This window comes from Bradyrhizobium sp. 26S5, assembly GCF_036923295.1.
GTDB lineage: Bacteria > Pseudomonadota > Alphaproteobacteria > Rhizobiales > Xanthobacteraceae > Bradyrhizobium > Bradyrhizobium septentrionale.
The window spans coordinates 8,321,146-8,346,913 of record NZ_CP145948.1 but is presented as its reverse complement, the minus strand read 5'-3'; the positions used below and the strand labels follow the sequence as shown (position 1 = coordinate 8,346,913).

The 25,768-nt window shown below is 65.3% G+C and carries 20 protein-coding genes and 1 pseudogene; 15 read left to right on the top strand and 6 right to left on the bottom strand.

The features are described from left to right. Positions 1-10: 10 nt before the first annotated feature. From V5279_RS39570 to V5279_RS39540, 7 genes and pseudogenes are all read left to right on the top strand, one after another. A complete protein-coding gene (locus tag V5279_RS39570) occupies positions 11-745 on the top strand; it encodes an N-acyl amino acid synthase FeeM domain-containing protein (RefSeq protein WP_338692269.1) in 735 nt (244 codons plus the stop codon). Between the two features lie 271 nt (positions 746-1,016). Beyond that, positions 1,017-1,511, top strand: a complete 495-nt coding sequence (gene pal, locus V5279_RS39565; protein WP_029085490.1) for a peptidoglycan-associated lipoprotein Pal — start codon at positions 1,017-1,019, stop codon at positions 1,509-1,511. Positions 1,512-1,759: 248 nt separating this feature from the next. Next, a complete protein-coding gene (gene ybgF, locus V5279_RS39560; protein ID WP_338692268.1) occupies positions 1,760-2,761 on the top strand; it encodes a tol-pal system protein YbgF in 1,002 nt (333 codons plus the stop codon). 51 nt (positions 2,762-2,812) lie between these two features. After that, on the top strand, positions 2,813-3,835 hold the full coding sequence (tilS, locus tag V5279_RS39555; protein ID WP_338692267.1) for a tRNA lysidine(34) synthetase TilS: 1,023 nt from the start codon (positions 2,813-2,815) through the stop codon (positions 3,833-3,835). Positions 3,836-4,093: 258 nt separating this feature from the next. Then, positions 4,094-6,016: an ATP-dependent zinc metalloprotease FtsH gene (gene ftsH, locus V5279_RS39550; RefSeq protein WP_029085493.1), complete on the top strand. Its 1,923-nt coding sequence runs from the start codon at positions 4,094-4,096 to the stop codon at positions 6,014-6,016. Positions 6,017-6,028: 12 nt separating this feature from the next. Beyond that, on the top strand, positions 6,029-6,442 hold the full coding sequence (locus tag V5279_RS39545) for a DUF3052 domain-containing protein (RefSeq protein WP_338692266.1): 414 nt from the start codon (positions 6,029-6,031) through the stop codon (positions 6,440-6,442). 121 nt (positions 6,443-6,563) lie between these two features. Further along, positions 6,564-7,747: pseudogene (locus V5279_RS39540) on the top strand (ABC transporter substrate-binding protein). A gap of 164 nt (positions 7,748-7,911) precedes the next feature. On the opposite strand, the gene V5279_RS39535 reads toward V5279_RS39540, so the two are convergent. Continuing rightward, positions 7,912-9,414 carry a hypothetical protein gene (locus V5279_RS39535; protein ID WP_338692265.1) on the bottom strand — a complete coding sequence of 501 codons (1,503 nt, stop codon included), beginning with the start codon at positions 9,412-9,414 and terminating at the stop codon, positions 7,912-7,914. Positions 9,415-9,851: 437 nt separating this feature from the next. On the opposite strand from V5279_RS39535, the gene V5279_RS39530 reads away from it, so the two are divergent. Together V5279_RS39530 and V5279_RS39525 are read left to right on the top strand one after the other, a co-directional pair. Continuing rightward, positions 9,852-10,526 carry a TetR/AcrR family transcriptional regulator gene (locus V5279_RS39530; protein ID WP_029085497.1) on the top strand — a complete coding sequence of 225 codons (675 nt, stop codon included), beginning with the start codon at positions 9,852-9,854 and terminating at the stop codon, positions 10,524-10,526. A gap of 174 nt (positions 10,527-10,700) precedes the next feature. Further along, entirely contained in the window at positions 10,701-11,129 is a 429-nt protein-coding gene (locus tag V5279_RS39525) for an OsmC family protein (protein ID WP_029085498.1), read from the top strand. Between the two features lie 29 nt (positions 11,130-11,158). Here the strand turns inward: V5279_RS39525 and pyk are convergent, their stop codons facing one another. Next, on the bottom strand, positions 11,159-12,595 hold the full coding sequence (pyk, locus tag V5279_RS39520; RefSeq protein ID WP_166302720.1) for a pyruvate kinase: 1,437 nt from the start codon (positions 12,593-12,595) through the stop codon (positions 11,159-11,161). Further along, positions 12,592-13,200, bottom strand: a complete 609-nt coding sequence (locus tag V5279_RS39515) for a DUF1036 domain-containing protein (protein WP_035978686.1) — start codon at positions 13,198-13,200, stop codon at positions 12,592-12,594. The genes pyk and V5279_RS39515 overlap by 4 nt, the downstream gene beginning before the upstream one ends. 199 nt (positions 13,201-13,399) lie before the next feature. Between V5279_RS39515 and V5279_RS39510 the strand changes: the two genes are divergently transcribed. The 3 genes from V5279_RS39510 to V5279_RS39500 all read left to right on the top strand — a co-directional run bounded on the left by V5279_RS39510 (position 13,400) and on the right by V5279_RS39500 (position 16,046). Then, entirely contained in the window at positions 13,400-13,702 is a 303-nt protein-coding gene (locus V5279_RS39510; protein WP_029085501.1) for a DUF1244 domain-containing protein, read from the top strand. Between the two features lie 174 nt (positions 13,703-13,876). Next, the gene (locus V5279_RS39505; RefSeq protein WP_029085502.1) at positions 13,877-14,149 is read left to right on the top strand and encodes a DUF2312 domain-containing protein; all 273 of its coding nucleotides are present in this window, start codon (positions 13,877-13,879) and stop codon (positions 14,147-14,149) included. A 181-nt stretch (positions 14,150-14,330) separates the two neighbouring features. Further along, entirely contained in the window at positions 14,331-16,046 is a 1,716-nt protein-coding gene (locus tag V5279_RS39500; protein WP_338701643.1) for an adenylate/guanylate cyclase domain-containing protein, read from the top strand. Positions 16,047-16,076: 30 nt separating this feature from the next. On the opposite strand, the gene V5279_RS39495 is transcribed toward V5279_RS39500, so the two are convergent. From V5279_RS39495 to V5279_RS39485, 3 genes are all read right to left on the bottom strand, one after another. After that, on the bottom strand, positions 16,077-17,672 hold the full coding sequence (locus V5279_RS39495; RefSeq protein ID WP_338692263.1) for a DUF882 domain-containing protein: 1,596 nt from the start codon (positions 17,670-17,672) through the stop codon (positions 16,077-16,079). Positions 17,673-17,940: 268 nt separating this feature from the next. Next, positions 17,941-20,217 (bottom strand): L,D-transpeptidase family protein, encoded by a 2,277-nt coding sequence (locus V5279_RS39490; RefSeq protein ID WP_338692262.1) that lies wholly within the window; start codon positions 20,215-20,217, stop codon positions 17,941-17,943. 307 nt (positions 20,218-20,524) lie between these two features. Further along, positions 20,525-22,015, bottom strand: coding sequence for a sigma-54 dependent transcriptional regulator (locus V5279_RS39485; RefSeq protein ID WP_338692261.1), 1,491 nt, complete (start codon positions 22,013-22,015; stop codon positions 20,525-20,527). 145 nt (positions 22,016-22,160) lie between these two features. Between V5279_RS39485 and V5279_RS39480 the strand changes: the two genes are divergently transcribed. The 3 genes from V5279_RS39480 to V5279_RS39470 all read left to right on the top strand — a co-directional run bounded on the left by V5279_RS39480 (position 22,161) and on the right by V5279_RS39470 (position 25,757). After that, positions 22,161-24,077, top strand: a complete 1,917-nt coding sequence (locus V5279_RS39480; RefSeq protein WP_166302740.1) for a M3 family oligoendopeptidase — start codon at positions 22,161-22,163, stop codon at positions 24,075-24,077. A 260-nt stretch (positions 24,078-24,337) separates the two neighbouring features. After that, positions 24,338-24,490 carry an aa3-type cytochrome c oxidase subunit IV gene (locus V5279_RS39475; protein WP_029085508.1) on the top strand — a complete coding sequence of 51 codons (153 nt, stop codon included), beginning with the start codon at positions 24,338-24,340 and terminating at the stop codon, positions 24,488-24,490. Positions 24,491-24,632: 142 nt separating this feature from the next. Further along, positions 24,633-25,757 (top strand): Re/Si-specific NAD(P)(+) transhydrogenase subunit alpha, encoded by a 1,125-nt coding sequence (locus V5279_RS39470; RefSeq protein ID WP_338692260.1) that lies wholly within the window; start codon positions 24,633-24,635, stop codon positions 25,755-25,757. Positions 25,758-25,768 lie beyond the last annotated feature (11 nt).

Sequence of the window (25,768 nt, the reverse complement as noted above, 5' to 3'; positions counted from 1 at the left end):
GGAGTACTAAATGAGGTCCGCGGCCGAAGCCATCAAGCCCGCGACAGGAAGGCTTGCGGACCCTCTGGATCAAGTCGACTACCGTCTCGCTCAGACCCCGGAACAGAAAGACGAGATCTACCGCCTCCGCTATCGCGCCTATCTGCGCGAAGGCGCGATCCGGCCGTCGGCGGACGAGCGCGTGGTCGATCGGTTCGATGAGGCACCGAACGCGTGGGTGTTCGGCGTCTATCTTCACGGCGAACTCTGCAGCTCGATTCGCATCACCGTGGTGACGCCGGAGTGGCGCACCTCGCCGACGCTCGATGTGTTCGGCGATATATTGCAGCCGAAGCTCGATCAGGGTCTGGTCTTCATCGATTCAACGCGCTTCGTTGCCGATCCCGACAAGGCGCGGAACAATCCGGAACTGCCCTATGTCACGGTGCGTCTCGGCTCGACCGCCGGCGTGCATTTCAATGCCGATTACGGCCTGGCGCCGGTCCGGCCCGAGCACATGGCGTTCTACCGGCGGGTGTTCCTGCACGAAACCTGGTCGGAGGCGCGGCTCTATCCCGGGCTCGTGAAGCCGGTCGGCTTGATGGCCTCGCATCTGCCGTCGGTGCGGGAGCGTGTGCTCGCCCGCTATCCGTTCCTGCGCTCCAGCGCGTTCGAGCGGCGGATGCTGTTCGACCGGGAAGGCCAGTTGCAGCCCGATGGTATCGTCCGGCCGTTCGAGCGCGCCTCGATCGTGCCGAATCCCTGAGCACACCGGCGATCTGATCGATCTGGCGTCCATCGACTGTTGCGCGCAGGCCAAATTGTCCTGCAAAAGCGGCCGGTTCCCGCGAACCTTGCCTTCCCTTCACCATCGCGCCACATTTGCCACCCATTAACCATCGGGGGCGCTTTTCGGCATTGCGCGGCATTTGATGGGGTCCAGCAAGGTCTCGTCAAGGTTGACGGAACGTTCGCTTAACCATCGCCCTGTAGACCCAATGGACCAGTACGAAGAGCGTGAGCGTGGAGGCTCCGGAATGAAATATCAGATGCGTATCCTCCAGGGTATGAAGCTGGCCGCGGTTCTGGCGGTGGCGCTGTCGATGGGTGCCTGCGCCAACAAGAACCCGCTGGACGCCAATGGCGCAATTGGGGGCGCAGCGACCCCGGGCAGCCAGCAGGATTTCGTGGTCAATGTCGGCGACCGTGTGTTTTTCGAGAGCGATCAGACCGATCTGAGCCCGCAGGCGACCGCGACCCTCGACAAGCAGGCGCAGTGGCTGCAGACCTATAACCGCTATTCCTTCACCATCGAAGGTCACGCCGACGAGCGCGGCACGCGCGAATACAACATCGCGCTCGGTGCCCGCCGGGCCCAATCGGTCCGCTCCTATCTCGCTTCGCGCGGCATCGATCCGAGTCGCATGCGCACCATCTCCTACGGCAAGGAACGCCCGGTCGCGGTCTGCAACGACATCTCCTGCTGGTCGCAGAACCGCCGCGCTGTCACCGTGCTGAACGCCAGCTCCTGACGCGAGCCTGAATGAATTCTTCCAAGCCGGCGCCTTCGGGCGCCGGTTTTGTTTTGGCCGCAGGAAACACTGAGGCGCCGTCATCTTGATGAACGAAGCTGCGCGCAATTGGCCGCTTGCTTGTTCCGGCGTCGTACTAAACCGGTGTCCGCGGCGCTGTCCCGGATTTGAAGTGCCAGTCACAATTCTGGCGTACTCCGTCCCTCAATGTCGCTCGCTTTTCACGTCGATCTCGTCGTCAGGGCAAAATGTCATCCAGGCTTCATTTCCTTTCCACCGCCGCGGCGATCGCGGCGCTGTTCGCCGTTTCCTCGCCAGTGTTTGCCCAATCCGACGATTCCGATGCCGAAATGCGGATCGAGCGGCTCGAGAATCAGCTGCGGCAGCTGACCGGGCAGAACGAGGAGTTGCAGTACCGCAACCGCCAGCTCGAGGAGCGGCTGCGCCAGCTCGGCGGCCAGCCGCCCGGCCCGGGCGGACAGCCTCCGGCGGCCCAGCCCGGCGTCGCGGCGGTGCCGCCGGCGCAGCAGCCGCAGGCCTATCCGCAAGCTCAGCCTGGCTATGGTCGGCCTCCGCAAGGCGGCTACGACCAGCAGCAGATCGCCGCGCCTGCGCCGATCGTGCAGGAGCCGGCGCCGTCGGCGGCGCCCGGCCGACGCGGTCGCGGTGACGCCTTTGATCCAAGTCAGAACCCGAACGCCCCGGGCGCCCCGCGCGCGCTTGGCGGTGGTCAGATGCCAATGCAAGGCGAAGCGGCGGTCGGTGCTCCCGGCGGCCGCGGGGCGGGCGAGCCGCTCGATCTCGGCAACACCAGCCCACCGCGGGCGCCCGGCGCGAGCGCGGCCCTGACCACATTGCCGCCGTCGGCCACGTCGAAGGACGAGTTCGACCTCGGCATCGGCTACATGCAGCGTAAGGACTATGCGCTCGCCGAAGAGACGATGAAGAACTTCGCCACGAAGTATCCGAGCGATCCCTTGGTGGCGGACTCGCAATACTGGCTCGGCGAAAGCTATTTCCAGCGCCAGCAGTATCGCGACGCTGCCGAAACCTTCCTCGGCGTGACCACCAAGTTCGACAAGTCGGCGAAGGCGCCCGACGCCCTGCTGCGGCTCGGGCAGTCCCTGGCGGCGCTGAAGGAGAAGGAAGCCGCCTGCGCCGCGTTCGGCGAGATCACGCGAAAGTACCCGCGCGCGTCCGGCGGGGTCAAAGCCGCGGTTGACCGCGAGCAGAAGCGCGTGAAGTGCTAAACCAGATGCGGGAGGCCACGTCCGGCCTCCTCGTGACATGCTGGTTTTGCGATGCCCGACGATCAATCCGCCATCCCGGCAAGGGACGCCAAGCGCCTGTTCGCAGGCCTTTCGTCCGCGCCGGCGATCGTGCTCGCGGTGTCCGGCGGTCCCGATTCAGTCGCGCTGATGTGGCTGGCCGCGCGCTGGCGCCGCGCGCTCGCGCGCGGACCACGGCTGGTGGCGGTCACGGTCGATCACGGCCTGCGTCCTGAAGCGGCGCGCGAGGCGCGCGACGTCAAGCGGCTGGCGCACAGCCTCGACCTGCCACATCAAACGCTGCGCTGGAGCGGGCCCAAACCCGGGACCGGCCTGCCGGCGGCCGCGCGCGAGGCCCGCTACCGCCTGCTCGCGCAGGCTGCGCGCAAGCATGGCGCCACGCACATCCTGACCGCACACACCCGCGACGATCAGGCCGAGACGCTGTTGATGCGGCTGCTGCGTGGCAGCGGCATCGCGGGCCTCTCGGCGATGGCGCGCGAGACCGCTCGCGACGGCGTTTGGCTGACGCGGCCACTGCTCGAAATCTCCAAGGCAGAGCTGATCGCAACGCTGAAGAAGGCGCGCATCGGCTTTGCCGACGATCCGACCAATCGCGATCCCGCTTTCACGCGTCCGCGGCTGCGCGCGTTGATGCCGGTGCTGGCGGAGGAGGGCGGCGATGCGCGGAACCTGGCACGGCTTGCCGCGCGGATCGCGCGCGCCAACACCGCCCTGGAGGTGCTGGTCGACGGCGCCGAGCACAATCTTGCATTGAAAAGCGAGGATAACCCGCGCAACGGCTTCGAGGCGGCACTGTTCGCGGCGATGCCTGAGGAAATCCGGCTTCGCCTTCTCAAGCGCGCGATCGACCGGATCGGACATGAGGGCCCGGCCGAACTCGGCAAGGTCGAAACCCTGCTCGCCGCCGTCGATGAGGCCCTCGGGAAGCGCGAACCGAAGCTGAAACAGACGCTTGCCGGAGCCGTTATCAGCGTCGGCGGCGGTCGTATCAGGATCGGGCCGGCGCCGCCGCGCCGGGCGCGTTCCCGCTGAGCCGGGTTCGATTGTTTCAATCGCTGTCATAATCCGGCAAAGAGGCTTAACCACCCCCGGAAAACACGGGATTTAGCGCCATTTTTTGACCGGGAATCGCGCTAGGATGCGGTAAATAGTCATGCGTGGTTCCCTTGGCATCGACCCCAGCGGCACCTAGATTGTATGCCATCGACGGGATGGATTCCCTGGGGATTCCAACAGAGCCTGCCCAAGGATAGAGAGAGGCCGCGATCCGCGCGACCACGAAGGAAGACCATGAACGCCAATCTGCGGAATTTCGCCCTCTGGGTCATCATTGTCCTGCTGTTGCTGGCGTTGTTCACGCTTTTCCAGAATCCTGGCCAGCGCTCGTCGTCCTCGGACATCTCGTTCTCGCAACTTCTGACTGAAGTCGATCAGGGCCATGTCCGTGATGTCGTGATCCAGGGGCCCGATATTCACGGCACCTTCAACAATGGCACGAGCTTCCAGACCTACGCGCCGAGCGATCCGACGCTCGTGAAGCGCCTCTATGACGCCAAGGTGCAGATCACCGCGAAGGCGCCCGGCGACAACGTGCCGTGGTTCGTCTCGCTGCTCGTCTCATGGTTGCCGTTCATCGCGCTGATCGGCGTCTGGATCTTCCTGTCGCGGCAGATGCAGGGCGGCGCCGGCAAGGCGATGGGCTTCGGCAAGTCGCGCGCCAAGATGCTGACCGAGGCGCATGGCCGCGTCACCTTCGAGGACGTCGCGGGTGTCGACGAGGCCAAGCAGGATCTGCAGGAGATCGTCGAATTCCTCCGCGACCCCGGCAAGTTCCAGCGGCTCGGCGGACGCATTCCGCGCGGCGTGCTCTTGGTCGGCCCTCCCGGCACCGGCAAGACGCTGATCGCGCGCGCGGTCGCAGGCGAGGCCAATGTGCCGTTCTTCACCATCTCCGGTTCTGACTTCGTCGAAATGTTCGTCGGCGTCGGCGCGAGCCGTGTCCGCGACATGTTCGAGCAGGCCAAGAAGAACGCGCCCTGCATCATCTTCATCGACGAAATCGACGCCGTCGGCCGTCATCGCGGCGCCGGCCTCGGCGGCGGCAACGACGAGCGCGAGCAGACGCTGAACCAGTTGCTGGTCGAGATGGACGGCTTCGAGGCCAACGAGGGCGTGATCCTGATCGCGGCGACCAACCGTCCCGACGTGCTCGATCCCGCGCTGCTGCGTCCCGGCCGCTTCGACCGCCAGGTCGTGGTGCCGAATCCGGACGTCGTCGGCCGCGAGCAGATCCTCAAGGTTCACGTCCGCAAGGTGCCGCTGGCGCCGGATATCAACCTCAAGACCATCGCGCGCGGCACACCGGGCTTCTCGGGCGCCGACCTGATGAACCTCGTCAACGAGGCTGCGCTGACCGCCGCCCGCCGCAACAAGCGGATGGTGACGCAGGCCGAGTTCGAAGAGGCCAAGGACAAGGTGATGATGGGTGCCGAGCGCAAGTCGCTCGTCATGACCGAGGAAGAGAAGTTGCTGACGGCCTATCACGAGGGCGGCCATGCCATCGTCGGCCTCAACGTCGTCGCGACCGATCCGATCCACAAGGCGACCATCATTCCGCGCGGCCGTGCGCTCGGCATGGTGATGCAGCTGCCGGAGCGCGACAAGCTGTCGATGTCGCTGGAGCAGATGACCTCGCGCCTCGCCATCATGATGGGTGGCCGTGTCGCGGAAGAGCTGATCTTCGGCCGCGAGAAGGTGACCTCGGGCGCCGCCTCCGACATCGAGCAGGCGACCCGCCTGGCCCGCATGATGGTGACGCGCTGGGGCCTGTCGGAAGAGCTCGGCACCGTCTCCTACGGCGAGAACCAGGACGAGGTGTTCCTGGGCATGTCGGTCTCGCGCACCCAGAATGCGTCCGAGGCGACCGTCCAGAAGATCGACTCCGAGATCAGGCGTCTGGTCGAGGAAGGCTACAACGAGGCGACCAAGATCCTCACCGAGAAGCGGCAAGATCTCGAGGCGCTCGCCAAGGGCCTGCTCGAGTTCGAGACGCTGACCGGCGACGAAATCATCGACCTGCTGAAGGGCAAGAAGCCCAACCGCGAGTCGGTGCTGGAGCCCTCGACGCCGCGCGCATCCGCAGTGCCGCCCGCCGGCAAGCCGCGCCCGCGTCCCGATCCGGACACCGGCATGGAGCCGCAGCCGCAGGCATAAGCCTCGCCTGCCATGGCCGGCAGTTCCGGCAAACCGATTGTGCAAAAGCTCGGCCTCAAGCCGGGCTTTTGTATTTTTGTCGACGGGCTGTCTGTTTCCTATCCTGACATCATCGGCGAACTGCCCGCCGATCTGCGGATCGCGAAGACAGCGCGGGCGCCGCTCGATGCCGTGCATCTGTTCGCCGCCGAGGCCAAGGGGCTCGCCGCCAAACTGCGGCGCTACCGCGAGGCGATCGCACCTCGCGGCATGATCTGGGTGTCGTGGCCGAAGAAGACGTCCGGCGTCGCGACCGATCTCGACGACACGGTCGTGCGCGAGGCCGGGCTCGCGTCCGGCCTGGTCGACGTCAAGGTCTGCGCCGTCGATGCGGTTTGGTCGGGACTGAAATTCGTGATCCCTCTCAAGGAGCGCGACAAGCGCTGAGATCGTCGCGGCGAATATGCTTGGCCTGCGTCGGGGGGCCGTGGCATCCTCGCGCCAAGCCATTCAACGGCACGGCCGCGTCCTCCAAGACGCGCGGCAACAAAGAGGGGAGGGGAGGCCGATGCGCAAGGCATTCGGCGCGCTTGGCGCCATTTCGTTCCTGCTGCTGCCCACAGTTTCATTCGCCGCCGAGATGCGCGGTGTCACATCAACCGAAATCAGGATCGGCCAGACCATGCCCTATAGCGGGCCGGTGTCGGCGTTCGGCGCGCTCGGCAAGGGTGAGGCCGGCTATTTCAGGATGCTGAACGAGCGCGGCGGCATCAATGGCCGCAAGATCAACTTCATCTCGCTGGACGATTCCTACGCGACGCCGAAGACGGTGGAGCAGACCCGCCGCCTTGTCGAGAGCGACGAGGTAGCGATGATCTTCTCCTCGATCGGCACCGCGCACAACACCGCGATCGCAAAGTACCTGCAGAGCAAGAACATCCCGCAGCTGTTCCTGGCCTCCGGCGCCTCGAAATTCGGCGACATCACGCAATTCCCGCAGGCGACGATGGGCGTGCAGGCGCCGTTCCGCTACGAGGCGCGGCTCTACGCGCGCTATGCGCTGGCGATGAATCCGAACGCGAGATTTGCGGTGATCTCGCAGAACGACGATTACGGCGGCGACTATCTCGCCGGCCTGAAGGACGTGCTCGGCGAGAAATATGATTCCGTCGTCACCGTTGCGAAATACGAGATCACTGAGCCAACCATCGACTCGCAGATCGTTCAGCTGAAGGCGACCAACGCCGATGTCTTCGTGATCGCCGCGACGCCGAAATTCGCAGCGCAGTCGATCCGCAAGGCCTATGAGATCGGCTGGCGGCCGATGACCTTCCTCTCCAACACCGCGGTGTGGATTTCGACCGTGATGCAGCCGGCACCGGCATTATCTCGACGGCCTATGTCAAGGACCCGGACGATCCGGCGTGGAAGGACGATTCCGGCGTGAAGGGCTGGCGCGAATTCATGACCAGATATTTGCCCGATGGCGATCAGCACGACACCAACTATGTCAACGCCTACAACAGCGCGATGGTGCTGGAGGCGGTGCTGAAGGCCTGCGGCGACGATCTCTCGACCGAGAACATCCTGCGCCAGGCGTTTGCGATCAAGGACCTGGAATTGCCGATGCTGTTGCCGGGCATCAAGGTCAACACCTCGCCGTCCGACCACGTGCCGGTCGACCAGATGCAGCTGATGCGCTTCAACGGCAAAACCTGGGATCGCTTCGGCGAGCTTCAGACGGGGAATTGAGCGGCGCCTGAGTCCATGCTCTACACGATCCCGTTATCCTGAGGAGGCGCGCAGCGCCGTCTCGAAGGATGCACGGCCCGGCCGGTGGCCGTCGACCCTTCGAGACGCGCTTCGCGCTCCTCAGGGTGACGGAAGTGCGCTTCAGGAGAACGCGACAGCGCAGCCTACTTCGCGCTCTCGCCTGCCGGGACCGCGCCAGCCTTCGTCTCGTCCGATCGCACATGGATGACGGCGATGTCGTCCTTGTACAGCCGCTTCCAGCCCTTCAGATGGTCCAGCGCGTTTCCGGCGGGAGAGTCCGAGCTCAGCAACGTGGTGTCGATCCGGTATTTGTCGAGCAGGCCGAGCAGTTGGCCGACGTCGCGGGCGTCCAGCGCATCGTAATAGTCGAGCACGAATTGCTCGCCATAGAGCTCGGCGCGGCCGTCGATGAACACCTTCATGTCGCGGCTCACCATGTAGCCGCCGAACGGCGCGGTGCTGAAGACGCGCTGCGCCTTGTGCTGCTGCAGAACATCGACCGCGGCCACGGGCGAGAACTGCGGCAGGAACTTGAACTGATGCTGCGCGACGAACATCGTCGTCGTCACCCACGCTCCGATCACCATCGCGATCGCAGCCAGGATCGTGACGACGGGGATCGCGCGGGTCTCCTCGAAGCGGGACGCTGCAGCGCGCGCCATTCCCCATTGTTCGGCGATAGGCTTGGCGAGCACCAATGGGGCGATGAACGCGAACGCCTCGATGTTGCGGACATGGCTCAGCGCCATCCAGATCAGGCCGAGCAGCAGCAGGATCCGCGGCACCGACAGGGTCAGCCTGCGATAGCAGATCAGGCCGATCAGGCCGAGCAGCGTGGCTTCGAAGAAGCTGGGCTTGCTGAAATCCGCGGGCTTCCACTCCCCGATCAGCGTCAGCAGCTTGCCGAGGCTGAGGATCTTCGTCGCACCCAGGAGGCTATTCCAGCCGTAGGGCGTCACGCAGCTCGCGGCCAGTGCGGCGAGGCCGAACAGTCCCCATCGCACGATGAACTGACGGCGGCGGCTGGGCTCCACGTTCCAGATGGCCTCCAGCCCGATCGGTCCGATCAGCGCCAGGCCGAGAACGAAGCCGCCATGCAGATTGGCCCACAGCGCCATCAGCGGCAGCAGCCACCATGACGGTGAGGTGCGGCGGTCGGCGGCCGCCATCAGGCCGCCGATGAACGCCAGCAGCACCGGCAGCGCCAGCACGTGGGGCCGCGCGAAGAAGTGGATCGTCGACAGCAGCAGCGCCAGCGCCGTGATCAGGACTGCACGCGCCGGATCGAAATACGGGCTCAGGAGATTGAGAAAGATCGCGACCGTCGCGCCGATCGCGATCGACGTCAGGATCACTGGCCCGGCCCAATCTCCGCCGTACACCAGCGCAAACACCACTTGCGACAGCCACGAACTTGAGATCCAGGCCTCGCCATAGCGGGTGAACGAGAACACGTCAGTGGTCGGCATCACGCCGTGTTCGAGGATCCACTGCCCAATCCTGATCTGCCACATCGTGTCGGAATCGCGCAGCAGGATCTCGCCGGCCGAGAGATAAAACAGATAGGCGCCCACGGCGGCGCACAGCGGCACCAATCCTCGTGCCGCGCTGCGGGTGATCACGCTACTGGTGACGGAGAGTGACATGCGCTTTCTGGTTTCGGCCTGATGCATCGAGAGACAACGCCACGCGTGGCGCTTATGCGCACTCGACCATGGCTACCGATAAATTCGGGTAAATGCGGCCGCGACATCGTGGACCAGCGCGAGATCAGACGTCTCGATTTCGAGCGATCATGTTAGCGCGCGATTTACTATCTCGATCATGCTCCGACGTGATCGCAGCCGCCAACCGCGAGCAGCGGGTCACTACATCCCGTGGCCGACGCTGGCCGAAGCGCCGCCGGCTCAACCAGAGGTGGCATCGGCGGTTGTAAAAAATCCCTACAATTCCAGCTTGTCAACCAGTCTGAATAGTTGTTCACTTCTTCAGACGATTGCGGGATCAATCGTCCAAAACATTGAAGACGCGTGTGTTCTGCCGGTGGGCGCCGGCCGGGGCGCACGGTGGGGGACGGAACGCCATGGTCTACCGGCGAACTCATCAGGTCGTGAAACGGCTGGCCGCCCGGCGCAGCGCCATCCTGTCGGCGGCGCGGGACGCGGCGGCAGCGGGCGGCATGGCGGCGGTCCAGATCGCACCCGTTGCGGTGCGGGCTAACGTCGCGGCCGGGACGGTCTATCGCTATTTCCCGTCCAAGGCCGAGCTGATCTCGGAATTGATCACGGAAGTCTCGCGCGACGAATTGTCCGCGATCCGGCGCGCCGCTGATGCCGCGCCCGGACCGTCGTCGGCGCTGGCCACCGCGGTGACGACGATTGCGGTCCACGTGCTGTCGCAGCGCAAGCTCGCCTGGGGCATCCTGGCCGAGCCTGTCGATGTCGACGTCACCGCCTCGCGCCTCGCCAGCCGCCGCGATATCTCCGGCGAGCTTGCCATGCGCATCGACGCCGCCGTGCGTGCCGGGCATCTGCCGGCACAGGATACGGCGCTGGCCGCCACGGCCTTGCTCGGCGCGCTGCACGAAGCGCTGCTCGGCCCGCTGGCGCCGGCCAATCTCGACGATCCGATCAAGCTGCGCGATGCGGTGCAAACCGTGACGCTGCTCGCGCTGCGCGCGGTCGGCGTCATGGATGCGCGCGCCCGCGGCCTCGTGGTGCAGGCGACAACCCCGGCGAAGGCGCTGGTCGGCGCCTAGCACTTCGGTTCTGATCGAACCGAAGCTCTGGATTGTTATTTTGACGCGTTTTCTTCACGCGAACCGGCGTCCAGTTCGCTCGAAAACGCTCTGGCGCCGGGAGCACAGCGAACGCTTCTGTCGCATTGGCGTTGTAGTTTCGGGGCTGGGCACAACCACCTCACGGAGCAACGCATGACGACGACCCACGGCTCGGCCAAATGGCAGGGCGGCATCAAGGACGGCAAGGGCGCGATCTCGACCAAGAGCGGCGCGCTCTCGGATTACCCCTATGGCTTCGCCAGCCGCTTCGAGGGCAAGCCCGGTTCGAACCCCGAGGAGCTGATCGGCGCGGCGCACGCCGCCTGCTTCACAATGGCGCTGTCGCTGATCCTGGGCGAAGCCAAGCTCACGGCCGAGCACATGGAGACCAGGGCCGATGTGACGCTGGAGAAGGTCGGCGACGGCTTTGCCATCACCGCGGTGCACCTGACGCTGTCGGCGAAGATTCCGGGCGCCGACAACGCGGCGTTCCAGGAACTCGCCGGCAAGGCGAAGGCCGGATGTCCGGTGTCGAAACTGCTCAACACCAAGATCACGCTCGACGCGTCGTTGCAGGGCTGAGCGCCGCGCCCCAAGCACGGCGGAGCACGTTAGAGCTGCGCGTCGCCGTTCGGGCCGACCGAGGCGATGCGCAGCATGTTGGTGGTGCCGGGCGCGCGCAGCGGCACCCCGGCGACGATGATGACGCGCTGGCCGGCCTTGGCAAAACCGTCGCGGAACGCAATCGAGCCGGCGCGGTCGACCATGTCGTCGAGATCATGGGCGTCCTCGGCGACCACGCAATGCACGCCCCACACCACCGCCAGCTTTCGGCCGGTGACGAGGTTCGGCGTGATCGCGACCACCGGGACCTTCGGCCGCTCGCGCGCCACGCGGATCGCGGTCGAACCCGAAGAGGTCCAGCAGATGATCGCCGACAGATCGAGCGTCTCGGCGATCTGCCGCGCGGCGTCGGCAATGGCGTCGCCCACCGTCGGCTCCGGATCGACGCGCTGCGCGTTGAGCACGCTGCGATAGGTCGGGTCGCGCTCCACTTCCTCGCCGATGCGGTTCATGGTCGAGACCGCCTCGACCGGGAATTTGCCGGCGGCCGATTCCGCCGACAGCATGATGGCGTCGGCGCCTTCGTAGACGGCGGTGGCGACGTCGGAGACCTCGGCGCGCGTCGGCACCGGCGCCTGGATCATCGATTCCAGCATCTGGGTCGCGACCACCACGGGCCGGCCGGCGCGCCGCGCCATCCGGATCATTTGCTTCTGTAGGCTCGGCACCCGCTCCAGCGGCAGCTCGACACCGAGATCGCCGCGCGCCACCATCAGCGCGTCCGCCGCATCGATGATGTCGGCGAGGCGGTCGATCGCCTGCGGCTTCTCGATCTTGGCCATCACGGCGGCACGGCCGCGGATCATCTTCTTGGCCTCGATCACGTCCTCGGCACGCTGCACGAAGGACAGCGCGACCCAGTCGATCCCCTCCGGCAGCGCGGCCTCCAGATCGGCGCGGTCCTTTGCGGTCATCGCGGAGACGGGCAGATCAGTGTCGGGCAGGCTGACGCCCTTGCGGTCCGACATCTTGCCGCCGATCACGACGCGCGTCACCGCGCGGTCGGGCGAGGTTTCCTCGGCGATCAGCCGCACCTTGCCATCGTCGAGCAACAGCGCGTGCCCGGGCCGGAGCGCGGCGAGGATTTCCGGATGCGGGAGCTGGACGCGGCTGTTGTCGCCCGGCGACTTGTCGGAATCCAGAATAAAGCTCTGGCCGTTCTTCAGCTGGGTCGACCCTTCCGCGAACGCGCCGACCCGCAGCTTCGGCCCCTGCAGGTCGACCAGGATGCCGATCGGCCGGCCGTAGCTCGATTCGACATTGCGGATGGTCTTGACCAGCTCCCGCATCTTGTCATGCGGGGTATGGCTCATGTTGATGCGGAAGACGTCGGCGCCCGCCTCGAACAGCTTGCGGATCATCGCACTGTCTGAGGAGGCCGGGCCGAGCGTTGCGAGGATCTTGATTCGACGCAGTCGTCTCATTGTTTGCTTCCGGGTGGTGCGGCTGGCGGCAGACCAGACGCGCCCGGAGGCGCTGCGCCCGGCGGCGGGTTCGGCAGGCCCGGCATCGCTCCGGGGCTTCCTGGGCCCACGCCGCCCGGCATTCCCGGTACTTTCTGCGGCTGTTGTTCGTTGGCTTCGGTCAGTTGGACGGTCCATGCACGCTGCTCGCCGGTGTCGACCTCGAAGAAGCCGGTGCGGTCAAAGCCGCGCGCTAGGCAATTCTCGGTACCCTTGATGGTGAATTCCTTGTCGCGCGAGCACATGAAGGCCTGGCCGGACCATTCGCCGCCGCGATCATAGTCGAGAGCGTAGATGTAGTAGTAGCGCGCCACAAGGTTGCCGCGCAGCAAGGTCTCGCAGGTCCGCGAGGACACGTTCCACCAGCCTTCGGTGGTCCAGCCCTCGGCGTCCTTGTAGCCGAGCGCGATCCCGACCCGGCTCGACGTGTTGTTGCAGAGCCGGAAATCGGCGGCCGCCGGGCTCGTCCACAGGCATGTCGCGACAAGCGCCAGCACCGGCAGGATGCCGGCCAGGATCAGGCGGATGGTGCGGGGAGCTGAGGCGGGAGAATCTATTGGGCTCATGCGGCGAAGCTATATCAAATCATTATCGATTTCGCGTGCCCGGCAGGCGCTGTCAACGGGCGGGCGCCCATTTGCCATGCTGCGGGACCATGGCAAATCCGGCCGGACAGGTCCGTTTTGCGCGCCGATATGGCAAAATCTGTGACAATTCCCACTTGATATCAATATGGTGAGCGCGCGACACACCGGGATCACGAAGATGAGCATTGACGACAAAACCAGAACAGAACTCGAGGCCGCGGTCTTCCGGCGCCTCGTCGATCATCTGCGCAACCGGACCGACGTCCAGAACATCGACCTGATGAACCTGGCCGGCTTCTGCCGCAACTGCCTGTCCAACTGGATGAAGGAAGAAGCCGACGCCAAGGGCCTTGCCGTGAGCAAGGACGAGAGCCGCGAAGCGGTCTACGGCATGCCCTATGAGGAATGGAAGGCGAAGCATCAGGGCAGCGCGACGCCGGAGCAACTCGCGGCGATGAAGAAGGCCCAAAGCGGGCATTAAATCTCAGCCTGTGTGACGTCAGTTCCGTGGCCGCCTGCATCTCCTGTGGGCGCGCTGTGGATGAGCGCGATGTTTCCTTGACGGAACGTGCGCCAAAATCGAGGGTCGCCCGCAGCAAGCGGTGCGCGTGGCGCGTATTCGCGCGACATTTCATTGCCATTTCAGGAGTACGCGATGGCCACCACGTCTGCCGCCGTTCAGGATGAGCCCGCAACGCGATTTGCCAAGGACCAGCTCAAGTCCATCATCGAGCGCATCGAGCGGCTGGAAGAAGAAAAGAAGACGATCTCGGACGACATCCGTGACGTCTATGCCGAGGCCAAGGGCAACGGCTTCGACGTCAAGGCGCTGCGCACCATCGTGCGCCTGCGCAAGCAGGACGCCAACGAGCGCCAGGAGCAGGAGACCATCCTGGAGACCTACATGCAGGCGCTCGGGATGCTCTGAGGCGGCCGGCGTTCTCGGCCGGCAAGCGCGCCGGGCGGCCTTTCGGGCGCCCGAGGCGCTTCAGCGAACAAGGCTTGGGCGAAATCCCGTGAACTGCTAGAGTGCCCGGCGAGGTAACCGGGCAGATCGTTCAAATGGACGTGCCAGGACCAGAGCGCCGGCTGCGGTGCTCGCCGCCGATATGGTCGGCTTTAGTCGGCTCATGGAGGCTGACGAGACGGGCACCCTTGCGCGCCTCAAGACCGATCGGATCGAACTGATCGATCCGGCCATCACCAAGAATCGCGGCCGCATCATCAAGACCACCGGCGACGGCCTGCTGGTCGAGTTCCACAGCGTCGTCGATGCGGTGCTGTGCGCGGCCGAGGTGCAGCGCCGGATGGCCAAACGCAACACCGACGTCGCGCCGGCGCGGTGGATGCAGTTTCGCATCGGCATCAATCTCGGTGATGTGATCGTTGACGGCGCCGACATCTTCGGCGACGGCGTCAATGTCGCGTCGCGCCTCGAGGTGCTGGCCGAGCCCGGCGGCATCTGCATTTCCGGCGCGGTCCGCGATCAGGTCGGTGATCGTCTGGAAGATCTGAGCTTCGAGGATCTCGGCGATCAGACCGTCAAGAACATCGCGCGCCCGATCCGGGTTTTCCGCGTCCATCTCGGAGCGGATGCCAGGGCTGTTGCCGAGCAGTCGAAGGGGGCGGCGACCGCGCCCGTCGTCGCCAGGAAACCGTCGATTGCGGTGCTGCCGCTGGTCAACATGAGCGGCGATCCGGAGCAGGAATTCTTCGCCGACGGGCTCACCGAGGACATCATCACCGAGCTGTCGCGCTTCCACGATTTGCTGGTGATCTCGCGCAACTCGACCTTTGTGTACAAGGGCAAGGCCGTGAAGGTGCAGGACGTCGCGAAGGAATTCGCCGTCGACTATGTGCTGGAGGGCAGCGTGCGCAAGGCCGGCGGCCGGATCCGCGTCACGGTGCAGCTGATCGATGCCGAGGCGGACCGGCATGTCTGGGCCGAGCGCTACGACCGCGAGCTGGCCGATATCTTCGCCATCCAGGACGAGATGACGCGCGCGATCGTGTCGACGCTGCCCGGGCGCGTCGAGGCCGCCGCGCATGACCGCGTCAAGCGCAAGCCGACCGACAACATGGCGGCCTATGAGTGCGTGCTGGCCGCCAAGGTGCTGCATCATCGCTCGGCGCGCGACGACAATGCGGAGGCGCAGCGCCTGCTCGAGCGGGCCATTGTGCTGGACCCCAACTATGCGCACGCGCACGCCTGGCGGGCCTGCGTGCTCGGGCAGACCTGGGTCTACAACTGGTGCGAGGATCGCGACGCGACCTTCGCGCAGGTGGCCGCCGAGCTCGAGATCGCGCTCAAGCTCGACGACAATGACAGCGACGTGCACCGCATCCTCGCCGCGCTGAACCTCAACCGCGACGACCATGACAAGGCAACTTTCCATCAGGAGCGCGCGCTCGCGCTCAACCCGAACTATGACCTCGTCGTGGTGCAGCAGGGCGAGCTGCTGACCTGGCTCGGGCGGCCGGAGGAGGGCATTGACTGGATCAAGCGGGCGATGCGCCTCAATCCGTTCCATCCGGAGCGCTTCTGGAGCCATCTCGGCCGCGCCTGCTATTGCGCCGAGAAATACGCCGAAGCGGCTGAGGCGTTCTCGCGGATCACGCGGCCCGACCACACCCATCACGCCTTCCTCGCGGCGACCCTGGCGCAGATGGGCAACCCGGTGGCGGCCTCCGCGCACGCCGCCGAGGTGATGAAGCGCGAGCCGGCCTTCTCGGTCGCTGCCCATCTGATGACCCAGCACTACAAGCGCGAGCCCGACCGGGCGCGCTACGAGGCCGGCCTGCTCAAGGCAGGACTGCCGGCCTGACCGGCTCGATGAAGGATGTTGTGGGAAGAGCTAGCGTAGCGAGGCGGTGCGCAGCACGAACGACTGGGTTGTCAGGAGACTTGTCGCCGAGCCCGAGAAGCGGTCGCAGGTCATGCCCATCATCGGATCTTCCGAGAAGGTCATGGCGACGGCGGCCTGCGGCTTCACGAAGTGCGCCCGCATCAGGCTCATATCGGTGTCGCCCAGCACCGTGGTCAGCATGCCGGTGCTCGCGCTCGGCGCCAGCATCACTACGCGCATCCAGACGTCGTTGCCCCGGGCAGCCGAGATCCGCGCCGACGTGGTGATCACGCCTTGGCCGGGCGCGCCCTTCGCAACGACGGTGTTGATTTCGGTGGCCGGCGCCGCCGCATTGCGGGTCGGGCGCACATTGCGCGGGATCGGCGCTGTCGCCGCGACGATGTTGGCGCGATCGACCGGCGAGCTGGTCGGAACGTAGGCCAGTGCCTTGTTGAAGTTCTCGGTCGCGCTGGCGGTGGTCTGCGGATCGGCGGCGCCGACGGCTTCACGGGCCTTTAGCGCGGCGATCTGCGCCGCCGATGCCTGCTTCGGCGCCGCTGAATCGTCACCCCAGAAGCCGCGGGCATTGATGATATCGGCAGGCGATTGCGGCGCGGTGCTCTCGGCCGTCTGAACCACTTGCACTGCGGGCTTGGCCTTCGGCATCGGGACCAGCTGGGCGTCGGCGGCGGCAAGCTGGATGGCGGCGGCGAACTGCTGCGGCTTGGCGCGCGGCATCGGAACGGGATCGGCGGCTTTGGCGGGCGCTGCGGCTGCGACCACGGTATTGGCCGCGGGCTTGTCGTTCACAGCAGACGAACCTTCGTCCTCGTCGTCGCCCGACTTGCCGACGCCGAACAGTTTCGCGAACAGGTTCGGCTTGCTGATAGCAGCTGCATTGTCACCATCGCCGCGGCGCTCGATGTCGGCCCTGGCGAGCTCATAGCCCTTCAGCGGCGTGCCGTCGGTCGGGACATGGACGGTGCGGCCGTCGGGGAACACCCTGACCAGCTGCTCGCGGGTCATCCGCGGCCAGTGGCGAATGCTGCCGGTGTCGAGATGGACGAACGGCGAGCCCGAGGTCGGATAGAAGCCGACGCCACCGCGCTGAAGGCGGAGGCCGGCGAAGCGAATCTGCTCCAGCGGTACGCCCGGGATGAAGAAGTCCATCGCATGGCCCAGCATGTGCTGGCTGTGGCGCGCAACGCCCGAGGATCGGCGGCGGAGCATGGCGTTGGTGGCGGGGGCGCGATAGGCGGAGATGATCTGGATCGGCTGCTTGCCGCCGACGTCGCTATAGACTTCCCAGAGGATGTCGAACAAGTGACGGTCCATCACCGTCTCATCCTGGGAGCGCCAGTCGCGCAGGAAGTGATTGAGCTGCTTCAGCGCGGCTTCGTCGTAGCGGCCGTCGCGCTTGAAAGTGACGGTGAGGTCTTCGCCGGAATGGGTGTGGTGGAAGGAGAGGGTGCGGGTCTGGTTCAGCGCCGTCGCGTCGTGCACCGATCCGGCGCCCGCCAATAGCAATAGCGCGCTCAGGCCGACTTGATACCCGGCCTTAGGCAGCGACAGCAGATTGCAGCGGCGTGCGAAGACAGCCAGCACTAATGAGCCCACCCAAGTCGACGAGCGTTCGGTCGGCACCTTTCGCAGACCCCCCGCGAAAGACGGTGAACGCTTTCTTAAAGCGGGACGGTTAACCGAGGTTTACCGACCCGCCCCCAAGTTAGGCTTAACTAACTGGGCGACTGTGGCAAAAGATAGCCCAGTTCCGCGGCAGAGGTGGGTAATGGTTAACATAAACGATCCCGCTTTTTGAGCGAGATCGTTGATTTTACTTCAAAATTTATCTCAATCTGGCCAGAGAAACAGCTTAGCGGGTGATCACCCGGCGCTGCTGCTGGGCCTGGCCGCGGCGGACCGGCTGCGGCTCCGGCTGTCCGAATCCCCCGAACAGGCGCTCGAAGAAGTTCGGTCCAGAGGAATTAAAGCCGCTGTTGTCGCCGGCGACATTGACGCCCGGGGGCAGGCTGCTGCTCGGCGGACGCGAATAGCTCGGCTGGGCGTGCGCCACCACCGTCTCGAGATCCTTGCCGCGGCTGTTCTTGAGCAGCGACAGCATGGTGGCGTCGCGGCCGTAGACGTCCCGGCGGATTTGCAGCTTGCCGGCGTCGTCCACGAACGCGGTCTGGTAGGTGATGTTGACCGGGATCGGCGTCGCGAATTTCAGGTCGATCTCGCTCGAGCCGTACATGCTGCGGATCTTCTCCGGCGTGTAATGGTCGTTCGGCATCGCGATGTTGAGCAGCACCGAAGCGTACTGATCCGGGTTCTGCACGCGCATGCAGCCGTGGCTGAAGGCGCGCTCGTCCCTGGCGAACAGGTTCTTGTCCGGCGTGTCGTGCTGATAGACCAGGAACTTGTTCGGGAAGTTGAAGCGGATGCGGCCGAGCGCGTTGGCTTCACCCGGCGGCTGCGAGATGTGGATCGAGCCGTCGCGGTTGCGCTCGAGCTTCAGGCCCATGCGCTGCAGCACCGTCGGATCCTGCTGCAGGGCCGGCAGATACTCGTTGTAGATGATCGACGGCGGCACGTTCCAGGTCGGGTTGACCGTGATGTACTTCATCGTCTCGGTCAGAAGCGGCGTGGCGTGCTGGCCGGGCTTGCCGGTCACGACGCGCGTGGTCCAGACCTGCGCGCCGTTCTGCATCACCTTCAGCGTGTAGTCGGGGATGTTGAGGATCACATAGGCGTTGCCGACATTGGCGGCGCCAAGCTGGCGCGGCAGCCAGCGCCAGCGCTCCATGTTGACGATCACGGTGTCGATCTGGCGGTCACGCTTCGGACTGTTCAGCGCCTTGACCGTGCGCTCGTCGAGCACGCCTGATGGCTTGAGGTCGACGCTGTTCTGGAACTTCTCCACGGCACGCGCGACCGTCGCGTCATACTTGGTGCTGTCGGCATTCTCGGTGACGCCGAGCTTGCTGCGCAGGTCAGGCACGCGCGGATCGTCCACCTCGACCGCGGCCTGCTTCTTGCGCGCCGGCACGTACTTCAGCGCGGGGCCGTCGGCGATCGTGATGACCGGGCCGTCGCCCTGGCCGCGCAGCTCGGCGAGCTTCTGCTTCAGCTCCTTGTAGAGCTTCTGCGGCGGATTGTAGCTGTCGAGCGCGGCGGAGGCGTCCTTGGCGGAGGTCACATGCGCGAAAACTTCCGCCGGATCGATCGGGTGCTCCGGATAAAGGATATCAGCCGACACCTGCGACCAGTGCATGCGACCGCTTTGGGCCTGGCGTGCATAGTCCAGCATGCTGGCCGCGAGCTTCAGCTCGGCGTCGGCCAGCGCATCTGATGTCGTGGCCGCGGCCAAATCCGGCACCGGATAGTCTGAAACATCGAGGCCGTCGGCGGCCGCGTCCTTGAGGCGAGCGATCACGCCCTTGCCAGCTTCGGTCAGCTTGCCGGCTTTGGTGAAGACCGGCGCGTAGTCGCGGGCCGAATAGAATTTCTCGGCCGCCGCGCGCTCGTTCTTGCGATCGAAGGTGCGCAGCGACTTGCTGGCGAGCTGTTCGCGCAGTCTGTCGGCAACCGGCTGATCCTCGGCGGCAACGTTGCTCGCAGCCTTCGCGGGCTCGGCAGCCGGAGCCGCGGCCGTCGCCGGCGCGGGGCTTGCCGAAGGCGCTGTTGCGGTTGCAGGGGCGGGTGCTGCCGCAGGCGGCGCGACCGCAGGATCGGTCTTCGCAGTATCCGTCTTGGGCGCTTCGGCGGGCGTCGTTGCCGGCGTCGTGGCGACATCGGCGGGCTTCGGCTCGGCGGCCTTGGCCGTGCTGGGCTCTGCCGGTTTGGCGTCAACTGGCTTGGCATCAGCAGGTTTGGCCTCGGTGGCCTGCACGCCGGCCGGTTTCACATCTGCCGGCTTGGCTGCGTCGGGCAGCGCGGCGGTGGTGTCGGCCTTGAAATCGCTTGCGGTGGGCGGCGGCACATTGGCCGGTTCGGGGCGCGGGATCGCGGCGTCGATCGCGAGTTCCGAGGCGCTGGAGCGAGGCGTGTCCTGCGCGAAGGCTGAGGTCGCGGACACCGTGAGGAAGGTCGCCGCGACGGCCATCAATACGCGGTCAAATCCTCGACGGTGGTTCGAACAGTCACGCATTATCGCACCCCCTGGGTGGAACTGCCCCTCGCTCTCTGGAACAGTTCAAGTCAGTATTTGGTTTCATAGCTTGCGCGAAAGCGCCGGCTCTTCGATCGACTCGCACGCCTGCAACGCAATTGACGCAGACGATACATTTGCCCCTCTTATGCAGCCAGCGCCATGCGGGGCAACTCACGACAAACTGACCTCGAAGCAGCTGATTTCGCTCGGGCCGTGCGTTTTTGCCACGCGGCACAGCCTTTGTCTGTCACCGCCACGACACGGTTCAAAAGGTTCCCTGGTAAGGCCCTGCCGGCCTCAAGGCCTAGGTGACGTCGCTTGCGCGCGTGCCGGCCGCGGCTTCGTCGAGCTTGCGGTAGAGGGTCGAGCGGCCGATCTTGAGGCGGCGCGCGACCTCCGACATCTGTCCGCGATAATGCGAAATCGCGAAGCGGATGATCTCGTTCTCGAGATCTTCCAAGGGACGCACCTCGCCCGCGGCATTGAGCATCGGGAGGCCACCCGCGGTCGGGAGGGGGAGTGCGACCGGTATTTCGTTACCGGATATCATGGCGGGTGCCGTGGACGGCGACACCACCAGCGGCTCGCCCTGCAAGGATTTGCCCTCCGGTACCGGATGCGCCGACCCCTGCGGGAAATCGGCGAGCCCGAGCTGGTCGGCATCGCTCATCACCACGGCGCGGTACACCGTGTTCTCGAGCTGGCGGATGTTGCCCGGCCAATCGAGCTGGGCGAGATGCGCCATCGCCTCGCCGCTGATGCCGGTGATGTTGCGGTTTTCCTCGGCGCAGAACCGCGCCAGGAAATGCCGCAGCAGATGCGGAATGTCCTCGCGGCGCTGCCGCAGCGCGGGAATGGTCAGCGGCAGCACGTGCAGCCGATAGAACAGGTCCTCGCGGAACTGGCCGCCCTTCACGAGATCGAGCAGCTTGCGGTTGGTCGCCGAGATGATGCGGACATCGACCTTGACCGGCTTGCGGCCGCCGACCGCCTCGACGGTGCCTTCCTGCAGCGCGCGCAGCAGTTTCACCTGCGTCGCCAGCGGCAATTCGCCGACCTCGTCGAGGAACAGCGTGCCGCCATGGGCTTCGACGAACTTGCCCTGGTGGCGCTCGGTGGCGCCGGTGAAGGCGCCCTTCTCATGGCCGAACAGGATCGATTCGACGAGATTGTCCGGGATCGCACCGCAGTTCACCGCGACGAACGGCCTGGCCTTGCGTTCGCTGCTGCCGTGGATGGCGCGCGCGAACAGTTCCTTGCCGACGCCGGACTCACCCTCGATCAGCACCGGGATCGTCGAGGAGGCGGCCTTCTGCGCGGTGCGCAGCACCCCGGCCATGGCCTCGCTGCGGGTGATGATGTCGGAAAAGGTCAGCCGGCCCTCGCGGCTGTGGCGGATGCGCTGCAATTCGCCCTTCAGGGCGGAGGCGTTGAGCGCGTTGCGCAGGGATACCTGCAGCCGCTCGAAGCCGACCGGCTTGACGACGAAATCCTGGGCGCCGGCGCGCATCGCCGATACCACATTGTCGATCCCGCCATGCGCGGTCTGCACGATGACCGGGATGGTCAAACCAGCTTCACGAATTTTTGCGAGGACTCCGAGACCGTCAAGGCCCGGCATCACGAGGTCGAGCACGACGGCGTCGATCGCCTGCGTCTCGGATGCGGTCAGTGCCGCTATCGCCGCGTCGCCACTGTCCACGACGAGGGGCTCATAGCCGCACTTCTGCACCATGTTTTCTACCAAACGACGCTGTACGGCGTCATCATCGGCGATCAAAATGGTGGCAGCCATGGTTTTCCCCGCACGCTACGTTTATTTGTCTCGAATCGGGGCACTGTCGCCGATGCCGATTAACGCACTCTTAAACGTTGCAAACCCGCTTTCATTCCGCCGCCGCCGCCGACATCTTTCCGACTGAACTAAGGTTTCGAACAAGATGACCTCGCGCTCCAAATCTGCTCCGAACAAGTCTGCTCTCAGCAAGGCAGCCCTCCGCAAGGAATCCGCGTTGCGCAAGACGGTCGCGCAACGCAAGCCGGCCGCAACCGGACCGGCGGCGAAACAGCCGGCCGGCAAGACCGGCAAGCTGCCGGAATGGAATCTGGCAGATCTCTACTCCGGTATCGACGCGCCTGAAGTCGCCCGCGACCTGCAGAAAATGGATGCAGATTGCGTCGCGTTTGAGACCGATTACAAGGGCAAGCTTGCCGAAAATACCGCCAAAGAGGGCGGCGGGAGGTGGCTTGCCGAGGCAGTCAGGCGCTACGAGGCGATCGACGACCTGGCTGGCCGTCTCGGCTCCTATGCCGGCCTCGTCCATGCCGGCGACAGCGTCGATCCCGCGATTTCGAAATTCTATGGCGATGTGTCCGAGCGGCTGACGGCGGCGTCGGTGCATCTCTTGTTCTTCGCGCTGGAGCTCAATCGCGTTGACGATGACGTGATCGAGCGCGCAATGGCCGAACCCGCGCTCGGTCATTACCGGCCGTGGATCGAGGATCTGCGCAAGGACAAGCCGTACCAGCTCGAGGATCGCGTCGAGCAGCTGTTCCACGAAAAGGCGCAGAGCGGCTACGCCGCCTGGAACCGGCTGTTCGACCAGACCATCTCCGGCCTGCGCTTCAAGGTCTCAGGCAAGGAGCTCGCGATCGAGCCGACGCTGAACCTGTTGCAGGATAAGGCGGGGGACAAGCGCAAGTCCGCCGCGCAGGCGCTCGCCAAGACCTTCAAGGACAATGAGCGTACCTTCGCGCTGATCACCAACACGCTCGCCAAGGACAAGGAAATTTCCGACCGCTGGCGCGGCTTCCAGGACGTCGCGGACTCCCGCCATCTCAACAATCGCGTCGAGCGCGAGGTGGTCGATGCGCTGGTCGCCTCGGTGCGCGCGGCCTATCCGAAACTGTCGCACCGCTATTACGCGTTGAAGGCCGGCTGGTTCAAAAAGAAGAAGCTGCCGCATTGGGACCGCAACGCGCCGCTGCCGTTTGCCGCGACCGGCACCATCGCCTGGCCCGAGGCGCGCAACATGGTGCTGTCGGCCTATAACGGCTTCTCGCCCCGGATGGCCGAGATCGCGGAGCGCTTCTTCGCCGATCGCTGGATCGATGCGCCGGTCCGTCCCGGCAAGGCGCCCGGCGCGTTCTCGCATCCGACCACGCCGTCGGCGCATCCCTATGTGCTGATGAACTATCAGGGCAAGCCGCGCGACGTGATGACGCTGGCGCATGAGCTCGGCCATGGCGTGCATCAGGTGCTGGCGGCGAAGAACGGCGCGCTGATGGCGCCGACGCCGCTGACGCTGGCGGAAACCGCGAGCGTGTTCGGCGAGATGCTGACCTTCAGGCGGCTGTTGTCCCAGACCAGGAACGCGAAGCAGCGCCAGGCGCTGCTCGCGGGCAAGGTCGAGGACATGATCAACACGGTGGTGCGGCAGATCGCGTTCTATTCATTCGAGCGCGCGGTTCATACCGAGCGCAAGAACGGCGAGCTCACCGCCGAGCGGATCGGCCAGATCTGGCTCAGCGTGCAGGGCGAGAGCCTGGGGCCGGCGATCGAGATCAAGCCGGGCTACGAGACGTTCTGGATGTACATCCCGCATTTCATCCACTCGCCGTTCTACGTCTATGCCTACGCGTTCGGCGATTGCCTGGTGAACTCGCTCTATGCGGTCTACGAGCATGCGTCCGACGGATTCGCCGAGCGCTATCTCGACATGCTCGCGGCCGGCGGCACCAAGCATTATTCCGAGCTGCTGAGGCCGTTCGGGCTCGACGCCAAGGACCCCAAATTCTGGGACGGCGGCCTGTCCGTCATCGCCGGCATGATCGACGAGCTGGAGGCGATGGGATGAAGCCAAACGGCCTTCCGCCGCACGGTTGGCCGTGCTTCGGGCAGGGTCATTCGGCGTTTTTGCGCCTGACGGCATGATCTTTCCATGACGCCCGCGTTTGGGAGATCAATCCTGCCCCCGCGGCGGCGCTGGCCGTCGCTCGACCGTCCGGGCCGGGGACGATTTGCGCTTCAAATCACCCGATCGGGACCGCGCCGTTGCCCTGCCAACCCGTTTGCGGTAATGGCTCGCAGAACGCGAATTTCTGACTGGGGACAGCGATGGCAGACCATAGCGAAGTGGCCTACACGACGGCCGACGGCAACGACTACGTGGCGCATGAGCAGACCTATGAGGGGTTTCTCATCCTGGTCAAATACGGCAGCATCACCGTCGCCATCATTCTCGCCCTGATGGCGTATTTCCTGGTCTGATCCCTGATCGGCTACCGGCATCACCGTCCCGCGGCGGTGCCAGAATTCCTGATCGAACCCGGATGTAAAAACCGGGTATCCAATCTGGCGAAAATAACGCTAGTTTGAAGACGCGTGCGCGGCTCGCGCCGCCGGAGGGCCCATGAAGATTGCCGTTGCCAAGGAAATTGATCCGTCCGAGCCGCGGGTTGCGGTCTCGCCTGACACCATCAAGAAGTTCAAGGCGATCGGCGCCGAGGTCGCGGTCGAGCCGGGCGCGGGCATCAAGTCCGGCCTGCCCGATTCGGAGTTCACCGCGGTTGGCGCCACCGTTAGCGCCGATGCGCTCAAGGACGCCGACATCATCATCAAGGTGAAGCGGCCCGAGGCCTCCGAACTCTCGAAGTACAGGCGCGGTGCGCTGGTCATCGCGATCATGGATCCCTACGGCAATGATGCTGCGCTGAAGGCGATGGCCGATGCCGGCATTGCCGCCTTCGCGATGGAATTGATGCCGCGCATCACCCGCGCCCAGGTGATGGACGTCTTGTCCTCGCAGGCCAATCTGGCCGGCTACCGGGCTGTGATCGAGGGCGCCGAAGCCTTCGGCCGTGCCTTCCCGATGATGATGACCGCCGCCGGCACCATTCCGGCCGCGAAAGTGTTCGTGATGGGCGTCGGCGTTGCCGGCCTGCAGGCGATCGCGACCGCGCGGCGGCTCGGTGCCGTCGTCACCGCGACCGACGTGCGCCCCGCCACCAAGGAACAGGTGGAATCGCTCGGCGCCAAATTCCTCGCCGTCGAGGACGAGGAGTTCAAGAACGCGCAGACCGCCGGCGGCTACGCCAAGGAAATGTCCAAGGAGTATCAGGCCAAGCAGGCCGCGCTGACCGCCGAGCACATCAAGAAGCAGGACATCGTCATCACGACCGCGCTGATCCCGGGCCGTCCGGCGCCGATGCTGGTCACCGGTGAGATGGTGAAATCGATGAAGCCCGGCTCGGTGCTGGTCGATCTCGCGGTCGAGCGCGGCGGCAATGTCGAGGGCGCCAGGCCCGGCGAGGTCGTCGAGACCGATGGCATCAAGATCGTCGGCTACACCAATGTCGCCGGCCGCGTCGCCGCTTCGGCCTCGAGCCTGTATGCGCGCAATCTGTTCTCGTTCATCGAGACGATGGTCGACAAGGCCAACAAGGCGCTCGCGGTCAATTGGGACGACGAGCTGGTGAAGGCCACCGCGCTGACCAGGGACGGCGCCGTCATCCATCCCAACTTCCAGCCGAAGTAAGGAGAGAAGCC

Coding starts and splice junctions, on each gene's coding strand:
- V5279_RS39570 (WP_338692269.1), top strand. CDS start 11: ATGAGGTCCGCGGCCGAAGCCATCAAGCCCGCGACAGGAAGGCTTGCG.
- pal (WP_029085490.1), top strand. CDS start 1,017: ATGAAATATCAGATGCGTATCCTCCAGGGTATGAAGCTGGCCGCGGTT.
- ybgF (WP_338692268.1), top strand. CDS start 1,760: ATGTCATCCAGGCTTCATTTCCTTTCCACCGCCGCGGCGATCGCGGCG.
- tilS (WP_338692267.1), top strand. CDS start 2,813: ATGCCCGACGATCAATCCGCCATCCCGGCAAGGGACGCCAAGCGCCTG.
- ftsH (WP_029085493.1), top strand. CDS start 4,094: ATGAACGCCAATCTGCGGAATTTCGCCCTCTGGGTCATCATTGTCCTG.
- V5279_RS39545 (WP_338692266.1), top strand. CDS start 6,029: ATGGCCGGCAGTTCCGGCAAACCGATTGTGCAAAAGCTCGGCCTCAAG.
- V5279_RS39535 (WP_338692265.1), bottom strand. CDS start 9,414: ATGTCACTCTCCGTCACCAGTAGCGTGATCACCCGCAGCGCGGCACGA.
- V5279_RS39530 (WP_029085497.1), top strand. CDS start 9,852: ATGGTCTACCGGCGAACTCATCAGGTCGTGAAACGGCTGGCCGCCCGG.
- V5279_RS39525 (WP_029085498.1), top strand. CDS start 10,701: ATGACGACGACCCACGGCTCGGCCAAATGGCAGGGCGGCATCAAGGAC.
- pyk (WP_166302720.1), bottom strand. CDS start 12,595: ATGAGACGACTGCGTCGAATCAAGATCCTCGCAACGCTCGGCCCGGCC.
- V5279_RS39515 (WP_035978686.1), bottom strand. CDS start 13,200: ATGAGCCCAATAGATTCTCCCGCCTCAGCTCCCCGCACCATCCGCCTG.
- V5279_RS39510 (WP_029085501.1), top strand. CDS start 13,400: ATGAGCATTGACGACAAAACCAGAACAGAACTCGAGGCCGCGGTCTTC.
- V5279_RS39505 (WP_029085502.1), top strand. CDS start 13,877: ATGGCCACCACGTCTGCCGCCGTTCAGGATGAGCCCGCAACGCGATTT.
- V5279_RS39500 (WP_338701643.1), top strand. CDS start 14,331: ATGGTCGGCTTTAGTCGGCTCATGGAGGCTGACGAGACGGGCACCCTT.
- V5279_RS39490 (WP_338692262.1), bottom strand. CDS start 20,217: ATGCGTGACTGTTCGAACCACCGTCGAGGATTTGACCGCGTATTGATG.
- V5279_RS39485 (WP_338692261.1), bottom strand. CDS start 22,015: ATGGCTGCCACCATTTTGATCGCCGATGATGACGCCGTACAGCGTCGT.
- V5279_RS39480 (WP_166302740.1), top strand. CDS start 22,161: ATGACCTCGCGCTCCAAATCTGCTCCGAACAAGTCTGCTCTCAGCAAG.
- V5279_RS39475 (WP_029085508.1), top strand. CDS start 24,338: ATGGCAGACCATAGCGAAGTGGCCTACACGACGGCCGACGGCAACGAC.
- V5279_RS39470 (WP_338692260.1), top strand. CDS start 24,633: ATGAAGATTGCCGTTGCCAAGGAAATTGATCCGTCCGAGCCGCGGGTT.